This window comes from Pseudomonas sp. P1_F1_2 (assembly GCF_056405815.1).
In genome coordinates this window covers 74,418-85,034 of the sequence record NZ_JBFUBK010000021.1, presented here as the reverse complement: position 1 = coordinate 85,034, position 10,617 = coordinate 74,418, and the positions used below count along the sequence as shown (strand labels likewise).

Annotated in this window: 9 protein-coding genes; 7 read left to right on the top strand and 2 right to left on the bottom strand. The window is 60.4% G+C overall.

Features of this window, described 5'->3' with window-relative positions; all coding sequences use genetic code 11:
* Both AC1D2P_RS08970 and AC1D2P_RS08965 read left to right on the top strand, forming a co-directional pair.
* Nucleotides 1-803: aminotransferase class V-fold PLP-dependent enzyme (locus AC1D2P_RS08970; protein WP_477811397.1), on the top strand; the 803-nt coding region annotated here is incomplete at its 5' end.
* Nucleotides 800-1,210 carry a SufE family protein gene (locus AC1D2P_RS08965; RefSeq protein ID WP_109786016.1) on the top strand — a complete coding sequence of 137 codons (411 nt, stop codon included), beginning with the start codon at nt 800-802 and terminating at the stop codon, nt 1,208-1,210. The genes AC1D2P_RS08970 and AC1D2P_RS08965, both read left to right, overlap by 4 nt.
* Before the next feature lie 91 nt (nt 1,211-1,301).
* Here the strand turns inward: AC1D2P_RS08965 and tcdA are convergent, their stop codons facing one another.
* Nucleotides 1,302-2,120: a tRNA cyclic N6-threonylcarbamoyladenosine(37) synthase TcdA gene (gene tcdA / locus AC1D2P_RS08960; RefSeq protein WP_477757765.1), complete on the bottom strand. Its 819-nt coding sequence runs from the start codon at nt 2,118-2,120 to the stop codon at nt 1,302-1,304.
* Between the two features lie 212 nt (nt 2,121-2,332).
* Between tcdA and AC1D2P_RS08955 the strand changes: the two genes are divergently transcribed.
* From AC1D2P_RS08955 to AC1D2P_RS08940, 4 genes are all read left to right on the top strand, one after another.
* A complete protein-coding gene (locus AC1D2P_RS08955; protein WP_477757764.1) occupies nt 2,333-4,924 on the top strand; it encodes a glycosyltransferase in 2,592 nt (863 codons plus the stop codon).
* Between the two features lie 197 nt (nt 4,925-5,121).
* Nucleotides 5,122-6,273 (top strand): succinyl-diaminopimelate desuccinylase, encoded by a 1,152-nt coding sequence (gene dapE, locus AC1D2P_RS08950; RefSeq protein ID WP_077430794.1) that lies wholly within the window; start codon nt 5,122-5,124, stop codon nt 6,271-6,273.
* Nucleotides 6,273-7,082: a putative RNA methyltransferase gene (locus AC1D2P_RS08945; RefSeq protein ID WP_046029165.1), complete on the top strand. Its 810-nt coding sequence runs from the start codon at nt 6,273-6,275 to the stop codon at nt 7,080-7,082. The genes dapE and AC1D2P_RS08945 overlap by 1 nt, the downstream gene beginning before the upstream one ends.
* 75 nt (nt 7,083-7,157) lie before the next feature.
* Nucleotides 7,158-7,535: a hypothetical protein gene (locus AC1D2P_RS08940; protein ID WP_046029164.1), complete on the top strand. Its 378-nt coding sequence runs from the start codon at nt 7,158-7,160 to the stop codon at nt 7,533-7,535.
* 135 nt (nt 7,536-7,670) lie between these two features.
* On the opposite strand, the gene AC1D2P_RS08935 is transcribed toward AC1D2P_RS08940, so the two are convergent.
* Nucleotides 7,671-7,880 carry a cold-shock protein gene (locus AC1D2P_RS08935; RefSeq protein WP_010462862.1) on the bottom strand — a complete coding sequence of 70 codons (210 nt, stop codon included), beginning with the start codon at nt 7,878-7,880 and terminating at the stop codon, nt 7,671-7,673.
* A gap of 237 nt (nt 7,881-8,117) precedes the next feature.
* Between AC1D2P_RS08935 and plsB the strand changes: the two genes are divergently transcribed.
* On the top strand, nt 8,118-10,601 hold the full coding sequence (gene plsB, locus AC1D2P_RS08930) for a glycerol-3-phosphate 1-O-acyltransferase PlsB (RefSeq protein WP_477757763.1): 2,484 nt from the start codon (nt 8,118-8,120) through the stop codon (nt 10,599-10,601).
* The last annotated feature ends 16 nt before the right edge of the window (nt 10,602-10,617 follow it).

Genomic DNA, 10,617 nt, shown 5'->3' with positions numbered 1-10,617 from the left:
AGCTGAAACTGGTGATCCTGCCGCTGGATGCCGACGGTTTGATCGACCTTGAGGCCGCCGCACGCCTGATCGGTCCGCAAACCCGTTTGCTGGCCGTCAGTCAGTTGTCTAACGTGCTCGGCGCCTGGCAGCCGTTGCCCGCCCTATTGGCGATGGCCAAGGCACACGACGCGTTGACCGTGGTCGATGGCGCTCAAGGCGTGGTGCATGGTCGGCATGACGTGCAAGCACTGGGTTGCGACTTCTATGTGTTTTCCAGCCACAAGCTCTATGGCCCCGATGGCCTGGGCGTGCTGTTCGGGCGCAACGAGGCGCTCAAGCATCTGCGTCATTGGCAGTTCGGCGGCGAAATGGTGCTGGACGCGGATTACCATGGCGCACGCTTTCGCCCTGCCCCACTGGGTTTCGAGGCGGGAACGCCGCCGATTGCCAGTGTGATTGGTCTGGGCGCGACGCTGGACTACCTCGCCGGGCTCGATCAGGACGCCGTTAACGCCCACGAAACGGCGTTGCATGACTATTTGCTAAAAGGACTTGAAGCCCGAAACGGCATTCGCCTGCTGGGCAAACCGCAATTGGCGCTGGCCAGTTTTGTCGTCGAGGGTGTGCATAACTCGGATCTGGCGCATTTGCTGACCGAACAGGGGATTGCCGTGCGTGCGGGTCATCACTGCGCCATGCCGCTGCTCAAGAGCTTCGAGTTGGCCGGGGCGATCCGGGTGTCGCTGGCGCTGTACAACGATTCCGAAGACCTGGAGCGGTTCTTTGAAGCGCTGGATCAGGCGCTGGAGTTGCTGCGATGAACTTGCCTGCCGAGGCTGTGACGGCGCTGGACACGTTCCAGAACGCTGCCGGCTGGGAACAACGGGCGCGCCTGTTGATGCAATGGGGCGACCGCCTGCCGGCGCTGAGCGATGTGGATAAGGTGGATACCAACCGGGTGCATGGCTGTGAAAGCCAGGTGTGGCTGGTGGGTTCACTGAATGACGGTCACTGGCAGTTCGCGGCGAGCAGCGATGCCCGGTTGATTCGCGGGTTGGTGGCGTTGCTGCTGGCGCGGGTCAACGGATTGTCGGCGGCCGATTTACGGCAGGTGGATTTGCCGGACTGGTTCAATCAACTCGGGCTTTCGCGGCAGCTTTCACCTTCGCGCAGTAATGGCCTCAACGCCGTGCTTCAGCGGATGAATGAGTTGGCCTCACTCCCGTAGGAGCAAAGCTTGCTCGCGATGACATCAACGCGATCTACCTGAAGGACCGCGTCGCCTGCATCGCGAGCAAGCTTTGCTCYTACGGTTGTTACTACGCCGTAGGTTTGATGCGGTCCGAAGGCCGCCGAACCCCCGCCACAATCTTATCCACAGCCTTGGTCGCCGCGACCATGCCAAACGTCGCCGTCACCATCATCACCGCACCAAACCCGCCGGCACAGTCCAGCTTCACGCCATCACCGACAAAACTCTTCTGCAGACAAATGCTGCCATCCGGTTTCGGGTAGCGCAGTTGCTCGGTGGAGAACACACACGGCACGCTGTAATGACGGGTCACGGTGCGGGAGAAGCCATAATCGCGGCGCAAGGTGGAACGCACTTTCGACGCCAGCGGATCGTTGAACGTACGGTTCAAATCGCACACCTGAATCAACGTCGGATCAATCTGCCCACCTGCCCCGCCAGTGGTGATGATCTGGATCTTGCGGCGCTTGCACCAGGCAATCAGCGCTGCCTTGGCGTTAACGCTGTCGATGCAATCGATCACGCAGTCGATGTTCGGCGTGATGTACTCGGCCATGGTCTCGCGGGTGACGAAATCCGCCACGGCGTGCACCGTGCAGTCCGGGTTGATCCCGCGCAGACGCTCGGCCATCACCTCAACCTTGGGTTTGCCGACCGTGCTGTCCAGCGCGTGCAACTGGCGATTGACGTTGCTGACGCAGACGTCGTCCAGGTCGAACAGCGAAATCTCGCCCACCCCACACCGGGCGACAGCTTCCGCCGCCCAGGAACCGACGCCACCGACGCCGACAATCGCCACATGCGCCGCGCGCAGGCGCGCCAGGCCTTCGATGCCATACAAACGGGCGATGCCGGCAAACCGCGGATCTTCTGTACTCATGACCATTACCCCAAAAACCGGCGCGCATTATAGGGCTTCGCTGCGCCAAGTTCTGAATTTCAATCTACAAGTGTAAGAACTTATGTGAAAGCAAATTGCCCAATGTCCGGCAATTCCCTGTCCGCTGTACGAAAAGAGAATGCCCGGTGTAGGATGCGCGCCCCTTGGCGACCGCCAACCGTTCCTCCGTTCCACAGTCTTTGGAACCTGAAATAGCTATGTCATCCCGCAAATTTGGACTCAACCTGGTCGTGGTGCTCGCCATCGCAGCCTTGTTTACCGGCTTCTGGGCGCTGATCAACCGCCCGGTTACCGCCCCCAACTGGCCTGAACAGATCTCCGGCTTCTCGTACTCGCCGTTCCAGCAAGGCCAGTACCCACAGAAAGAGCAGTACCCGACCGACGATCAAATGCGTCGCGACCTGGAGATCATGAGCAAGCTGACGGACAACATCCGTACTTACTCGGTCGACGGCACCCTGGAAGACATTCCCAAGCTCGCAGAAGAATTCGGCCTGCGCGTGACCCTGGGGATCTGGATTAGCCCGGACCAGGAACGCAACGAGCGCGAGATCACCCGCGCCATCGAAATCGCCAACACCTCGCGCAGCGTGGTTCGCGTGGTTGTAGGCAACGAGGCGATCTTCCGTAAGGAAATTACCGCTGCGGAACTGAGCGTGATCCTCGATCGCGTGCGCGCCGCCGTGAAAGTGCCGGTGACCACGTCCGAGCAATGGCACGTCTGGGAAGAGCACCCGGAACTGGCCAAGCACGTCGACCTGATCGCCGCCCACGTATTGCCTTACTGGGAATTTATCCCGGTGGACAAGGCCGGTCAGTTCGTCCTCGACCGCGCCCGCGACCTGAAAAAGATGTTCCCGAAAAAACCGCTGCTGCTCTCGGAGGTTGGCTGGCCGAGCAACGGCCGCATGCGTGGCGGCACCGATGCGAGCCCGGCGGATCAGGCGATCTACCTGCGTACCTTGGTCAACAAACTCAATCGCCAGGGTTTCAACTACTTCGTGATCGAAGCGTTTGACCAGCCGTGGAAGGCCAGCGACGAAGGTTCGGTGGGCGCGTATTGGGGCGTGTTCAACGCCGCGCGCCAGCAGAAGTTCAACTTCGAAGGCCCCGTGGTCGCGATCCCGCAATGGCGCGTGCTGGCAATCGGCTCGGCCGTGCTGGCCTTGCTGTCCTTGACCTTGCTGATGATCGACGGCTCGGCCCTGCGCCAACGTGGCCGCACGTTCCTGACCTTTATCGCGTTCCTTTGCGGTTCGGTTCTGGTCTGGATCGGTTACGACTACAGTCAGCAATACAGCACTTGGTTCAGCCTGACGGTCGGTTTCCTCCTGGCACTCGGCGCGCTCGGGGTCTTTATCGTTCTGCTGACCGAGGCGCATGAACTGGCCGAAGCAGTCTGGACTCACAAGCGTCGTCGTGAATTCCTGCCAGTGGTGGGCGATTCGGACTACAGACCAAAAGTCTCGATCCACGTCCCTTGCTACAACGAGCCGCCGGAGATGGTCAAACAGACCCTCAATGCCCTGGCCAACCTCGACTATCCGGACTTCGAAGTCCTGATCATCGACAACAACACCAAGGATCCGGCGGTCTGGGAACCGGTGCGCGATTATTGCGAAACCCTCGGCCCGCGCTTCAAGTTCTTCCACGTTGCACCGCTGGCCGGCTTCAAGGGTGGTGCACTGAATTACCTGATCCCGCACACCGCCAAGGATGCCGAAGTGATTGCGGTGATCGACTCGGACTACTGCGTCGACCCAAACTGGCTCAAGCACATGGTGCCGCACTTCGCCGATCCGAAAATCGCCGTGGTGCAGTCGCCGCAGGATTACCGCGACCAGAACGAAAGCACCTTCAAGAAGCTTTGCTACGCGGAATACAAAGGCTTCTTCCACATCGGCATGGTCACCCGTAACGACCGTGACGCGATCATCCAGCACGGCACCATGACCATGACCCGGCGCTCGGTGCTCGAAGAGCTCGGCTGGGCCGATTGGTGCATCTGTGAAGACGCCGAGTTGGGTCTGCGTGTCTTCGAAAAAGGCCTGTCGGCGGCGTATTACCACACCAGCTACGGCAAAGGCCTGATGCCCGATACCTTTATCGACTTCAAGAAACAGCGTTTCCGCTGGGCCTACGGGGCGATTCAGATCATCAAGCGTCACACCGCCAGCCTGCTGCGCGGCAAGGACACCGAACTGACCCGTGGCCAGCGTTACCACTTCCTCGCGGGCTGGTTGCCGTGGGTCGCGGACGGCATGAACATCTTCTTCACCGTGGGCGCCCTGTTGTGGTCGGCGGCGATGATCATCGTGCCGCAACGGGTCGATCCACCGTTGCTGATTTTCGCGATCCCGCCATTGGCGTTGTTCGTGTTCAAGGTCGGCAAGATCATCTTCCTGTATCGCCGCGCCGTCGGCGTGAACTTGAAAGATGCGTTCTGCGCGGCTCTGGCCGGGCTGGCGTTGTCGCACACCATCGCCAAAGCGGTGCTGTACGGCTTCTTCACCAGCAGCATTCCGTTCTTCCGCACCCCGAAAAACGCCGACAACCACGGCTTCTGGGTGGCGATTTCGGAGGCGCGTGAAGAGGTGTTCATCATGCTGCTGTTGTGGGGCGCGGCACTGGGGATCTTCCTGGTGAACGGCTTGCCGAGCAAGGACATGCGCTTCTGGGTGACCATGTTGCTGGTGCAGTCGCTGCCGTACCTGGCGGCGCTGATCATGGCGTTCTTGTCTTCGCTGCCCAAACCGGCCGCCGAGCCTGAGCCGGCGCCAGCCGTCTAAAACTGTACAGATGCACTAAACGGCGGCCAATGGTCGCCGTTTTGCTTTAAGATAACCGCCATTTTGCGCGCCCAGCACCAATTCCTGTAGGAGCAAAGCTTGCTCGCGATTGATGCGACTCGGTGTAACAGAAAGACCTCATCATCGTTCATCGCGAGCAAGCTTTGCTCCTACACAATTAGCTTCCGGAGTTTTCCATGACGGCCCACGCCGACCTTTCGCCGACCCTTCAACTCGCCATCGACCTGATCCGCCGCCCGTCCGTGACGCCGGTCGACGCCGATTGCCAGAAGCAGATGATGCAGCGCCTGGGCGATGCCGGTTTCATGCTGGAACCGATGCGCATCGAAGATGTGGATAACTTCTGGGCGACCCACGGCAAACACGACGGCCCGGTGCTGTGCTTCGCCGGTCACACCGACGTGGTCCCGACCGGCCCGGTGACCGCCTGGCAGATCGACCCGTTCAACGCGCTGATCGACGAACACGGCATGCTCTGTGGCCGTGGCGCAGCTGACATGAAAGGCAGCCTGGCCTCGATGACCGTGGCCGCCGAGCGTTTTGTCGCCGACTACCCGGATCACAAGGGCAAGGTCGCATTCCTGATCACCAGTGACGAAGAAGGCCCGGCGCACCACGGCACCAAGGCAGTGATTGAACGCCTCGCGGCGCGCAAGGAACGTCTGGACTGGTGCATCGTTGGCGAGCCGTCGAGCACCACCCTGGTGGGCGATGTGGTCAAGAACGGTCGTCGCGGTTCCCTCGGCGCCAAATTGACCGTGCGCGGTGTGCAAGGTCACGTGGCCTATCCGCACCTGGCGAAGAACCCGATCCACCTCGCCGCCCCTGCCCTGGCCGAACTGGCCGCCGAGCACTGGGACCACGGCAACGATTTCTTCCCGCCGACTAGCTTCCAGATCTCCAACGTCAATTCCGGCACCGGCGCGACCAACGTCATCCCGGGTGATCTGGTGGCGGTGTTCAACTTCCGCTTCTCCACCGAGTCCACCGTCGAAGGCCTGCAAAAGCGCGTGGCCGACATTCTCGACAAGCATGGCCTGGACTGGCACATCGACTGGGCGTTGTCCGGCCTGCCGTTCCTCACCGAACCGGGTGCGTTGCTGGATGCCGTGGCGTCGAGCATCAAGGACATCACCGGTCGCGAAACCAAGGCTTCCACCAGTGGCGGCACCTCTGACGGTCGTTTCATTGCGACGATGGGCACGCAAGTGGTTGAACTGGGCCCGGTCAACGCGACCATCCACCAGGTCAACGAACGCGTACTGGCAGCTGACCTCGATGTGTTGACCGAGATCTACTACCAGACCCTGATCAAGTTGCTCGCCTGATGCTCGCGTGCCCGATATGCAGTGAACCGCTGAATGCGGTGGACAACGGCGTGGCCTGCCCCGCCGGGCATCGTTTCGACCGCGCGCGACAGGGTTACCTGAACCTGTTGCCAGTGCAGCATAAAAACAGCCGCGACCCTGGGGATAACCTGGCCATGGTTGAAGCCCGCCGCGACTTCTTGAACGCCGGCCATTACGCGCCGGTGGCCAAGCGCCTGGCGGAACTGGCAGCCGGCTATGCACCGCAGCGCTGGCTGGACATCGGCTGTGGCGAGGGTTACTACACCGCGCAAATCGCCGAGGCTTTACCGAACGCCGACGGTTACGCGCTGGATATCTCTCGCGAAGCGGTCAAACGAGCGTGCAAGCGTAACCCGCAGCTGACCTGGTTGATCGCCAGCATGGCACGGGTGCCATTGGCCTCGGGCAGTTGCCAGTTTCTGGCGAGCGTCTTCAGCCCTCTGGACTGGGAAGAAGCCAAACGCCTGCTCAGCCCCGGTGGCGGTTTGATGAAAGTCGGGCCGACCAGCGGTCACCTGATGGAGTTGCGCGAACGGCTGTACGACGAAGTCCGTGAGTACACCGATGACAAGCATCTGGCCCTGGTGCCGGAAGGCATGGCGCTGCAACACAGCGAAACCCTTGAATTCAAACTGACCCTGGAAAGTGGTCAGGATCGCGCCAACCTGTTGGCGATGACCCCTCACGGTTGGCGCGCCAGTGCCGAACGCCGCACAGCGGTGATCGAGCAGGTCGAGCCGTTCGAGGTCACCGTGTCGATGCGCTACGATTATTTCGTACTTCAATAATTTTTGGTCTTGAGCAACGGCTTGAGGCCGGCTAAATCCGCGAATGGATTTTTCAGACCCGCAGTGAGGACATCCATGCGCCAACCCGATATCGAGATTTACCTGAAAGACGCCGACGTTGACCACAAAGCCATTTCGGCCTGGCTCGGCGCGGCTTTAGGCCCGTGCACCGACTGGGTCCAGAAAGGCCAGACCTACAAGTGCAAGGCCGGCAACGTGCCCGTCACCTGGCTGCCCAAAGCCGTGGGCAAGTGGAACAGCCTGTTTCTGGACAGCGACCAGACCCCGTGGGAAGACGACATCGCCTGCGCCCGCGCAGCCTTTGCCGCGCTGAACGTGGAAGTACGTTGCGCGCCGGGGACGTGGGTCGAGGAAGAAGGCGAAGAGACAGCGGATCGCTGGATGCGCATCAGCGCTGATGGTGAAGAAGAAATCACCTGGAAAACCGCTTAACAACGACACGCATAACCTGTGGGAGCGGGCTTGCCCGCGAAGGCGGCGGCACATCCAGAATAGATGTGACTGACAAACCGCTTTCGCGGGGAAGCCCGCTCCCACAGTGTTTTTTGGTGATCCAAAGAGTGCGAGTTACAGCCCCACCACATCCTCAGCCTGCAAACCCTTCTCGCCGGTCACCACGGCATATTCAACCTGCTGACCTTCAGCCAGCGAACGGTGCCCTTCGCCACGAATCGCGCGGTAGTGCACGAACACGTCCACCCCGTCCTCGCGTTGAATAAAGCCGTAGCCCTTGGCGTCGTTGAACCACTTCACGTTGCCGGTTTCGCGTGTTGCCATTTGTTCATACTCCCTTTTTATTATTGATCGGGCTTTTCGCAGGAAAGCCTTCAGGAACGTCAATCTGCGCGCGACGTCCCAGCAAGGGCTTCGACGGCAGACGGCCGAGTATATGACAGGCAGCGAAACTCTCAACTCAACTTTACTTAGGCGCTTTTTTGCCGATTTTCGACGAATCCGGCACACTGTCGCCCTCCCGAGCAAACGCTCGGTTTTACTCACTCACGCAGAAGCCGTATGACCCGCTCCCCGTTCCGCCGTCTTGTGTTTGGCACCCTGCGTCGACTGTTGTACCTCTGGGTTCGCTCGGAGACGATCAACCAGTCGTCGTTCACCCTCAACCTCGACCGCAGTCGTCCGGTGTTCTACGTCCTGCAAAACCCTTCGCTGACCGACCTCGCCGTGGTCGACACCGAATGCAGCAAGGCTGGCCTGCCCCGCCCGGTATTGCCGGTTTCAGTAGGTAACCTGCTGGAACCCGCCGCGTTCTTTTACCTGACGCCAGAGCCCGACTGGCTCGGTCGACAGGACAAACGCGGCGCGCCGCCAACCCTGACCCGCCTGGTCAGCGCCCTGAGCCAGAATGGCGCCGAAGACGCGCAGATCATTCCGGTCAGCGTGTTCTGGGGTCAGTCGCCGGACAGCGAATCGAGCCCGTGGAAATTGCTCTTCGCCGACAGTTGGGCCGTCACCGGTCGCCTGCGCCGCTTGCTGAGCATCATCGTGCTGGGGCGCAAGACGCGTGTGCAATTCTCTGCGCCGATTCACCTGCGCGAGCTGATCGATCACAACAAGGGCCACGAGCGCACCGTGCGCATGGCCCAGCGGATCCTGCGGGTGCACTTCCGCAATCTCAAAGCCGCCGTCATCGGCCCGGACATTTCGCACCGACGCAATTTGGTCAAAGGTTTGCTCAACCAGCCACTGGTCAAGCAAGCGATCCTCGATGAAGCCGAGCGCGAGAACATCTCCCCGGAGAAAGCCAAGGCCCAGGCCTTGCGTTACGGCAACGAAATCGCCTCGGACTACACCTACACCGCAATCCGCTTCATGGAAGTGGTGCTGAGCTGGTTCTGGAACAAGATCTACGACGGCATCAAGGTCAACAACATCGAAGGCGTGCAAAAAGTCGCCCCGGGTTACGAAGTGATCTACGTACCCTGCCACCGCAGCCACATCGACTACCTGCTGCTGTCCTATCTGCTGTTCCGCAATGGCCTGACCCCGCCGCACATCGCTGCCGGGATCAACCTCAACATGCCGGGGATCGGCGGCCTACTGCGTCGCGGCGGTGCGTTCTTCATGCGCCGTACTTTCAAAGGCAACCCGCTGTACACCTCGGTGTTCAACGAATACCTGCACACCTTGTTTATCAAAGGCTTCCCGGTCGAGTACTTCGTCGAGGGCGGCCGTTCGCGAACCGGGCGCATGCTGCAACCGAAAACCGGGATGCTGGCGATTACCCTGCGCAGCTTCCTGCGTTCGTCGCGCATGCCCATCGTGTTTGTGCCGGTGTACATCGGTTACGAGCGCGTATTGGAAGGCCGGACCTACCTCGGCGAACTGCGTGGTGCGACCAAGAAGAAAGAGTCGATTTTCGATATTTTCAAAGTCATCGGCGCGCTCAAGCAGCGCTTCGGCCAAGTGGCGGTGAACTTCGGCGAGCCGATCAAACTGGCGGAATTCCTCGACAGCGAACAGCCGGACTGGCGCCAACAGGAGCTCGGCCCGCAATTCAAACCGGCCTGGCTCAACGAAACCACCAACCGTTTGGGCGAGAAAGTTGCGCAGCATCTGAACGAAGCCGCAGCGATCAATCCCGTGAACCTGGTGGCCCTGGCGTTGCTGTCCACCAGCCGATTGGCGCTGGATGATCGCGCCATGGCGCGAGTGCTGGACCTGTACCTCGCACTGTTGCGCAAGGTTCCCTACTCGCCGCACACCACACTGCCGGAAGGCGATGGTCGCGCACTGATCGAACACGTGAAGGACATGGACTTGCTGTCCGAGCAGAGCGATGCCCTGGGCAAGATTCTGTATCTGGACGAGCAGAACGCCGTCCTGATGACCTACTACCGCAACAACGTGCTGCACATTTTTGCGTTGCCGGCACTGCTCGCGAGTTTCTTCCAGAGCGCGTCGCGCATGAACCGCGAGCAGATCCTGCGTTACACCCGCGCACTGTATCCGTACCTGCAATCGGAACTGTTCATTCGCTGGTCCATGGATGAACTAGACGCGGTGATCGACCAATGGCTGGAAGCGTTCGTTGAACAAGGCCTGCTGCGTTTCGAAAACGATGTCTACCTGCGCCCCGCACCAAGCTCACGGCATTTCGTGCTGCTGACCTTGCTGTCGAAGAGCATCGCCCAGACCTTGCAGCGCTTCTATATGACCGTGTCCCTGCTGCTCAACAGCGGCCAGAACAGCATCAGCGCCGAAGAACTCGAAGACCTGTGCACAGTCATGGCCCAGCGCCTTTCGATCCTCCATGGCCTGAACGCCCCCGAGTTCTTCGACAAGAGCCTGTTCCGTCACTTCATCCAGACGATGCTTGATCTGGAGGTGCTCAAGCGCGACGAAGCTGGCAAGTTGAGCTATCACGAATTGCTCGGCGAACTGGCCGAAGGCGCGGCCAAACGGGTGTTGCCGGCGGAGATTCGATTGTCGATCCGTCAGGTTGCGTTGCACCGCAGTGAAGATGCGGCGGATCAGGCTTAGTTGGGTCAACAGTAAC

Coding starts and splice junctions, on each gene's coding strand:
- AC1D2P_RS08940 (WP_046029164.1), top strand. CDS start 7,158: ATGCGCCAACCCGATATCGAGATTTACCTGAAAGACGCCGACGTTGAC.
- tcdA (WP_477757765.1), bottom strand. CDS start 2,120: ATGGTCATGAGTACAGAAGATCCGCGGTTTGCCGGCATCGCCCGTTTG.
- dapE (WP_077430794.1), top strand. CDS start 5,122: ATGACGGCCCACGCCGACCTTTCGCCGACCCTTCAACTCGCCATCGAC.
- AC1D2P_RS08945 (WP_046029165.1), top strand. CDS start 6,273: ATGCTCGCGTGCCCGATATGCAGTGAACCGCTGAATGCGGTGGACAAC.
- plsB (WP_477757763.1), top strand. CDS start 8,118: ATGACCCGCTCCCCGTTCCGCCGTCTTGTGTTTGGCACCCTGCGTCGA.
- AC1D2P_RS08965 (WP_109786016.1), top strand. CDS start 800: ATGAACTTGCCTGCCGAGGCTGTGACGGCGCTGGACACGTTCCAGAAC.
- AC1D2P_RS08935 (WP_010462862.1), bottom strand. CDS start 7,880: ATGGCAACACGCGAAACCGGCAACGTGAAGTGGTTCAACGACGCCAAG.
- AC1D2P_RS08955 (WP_477757764.1), top strand. CDS start 2,333: ATGTCATCCCGCAAATTTGGACTCAACCTGGTCGTGGTGCTCGCCATC.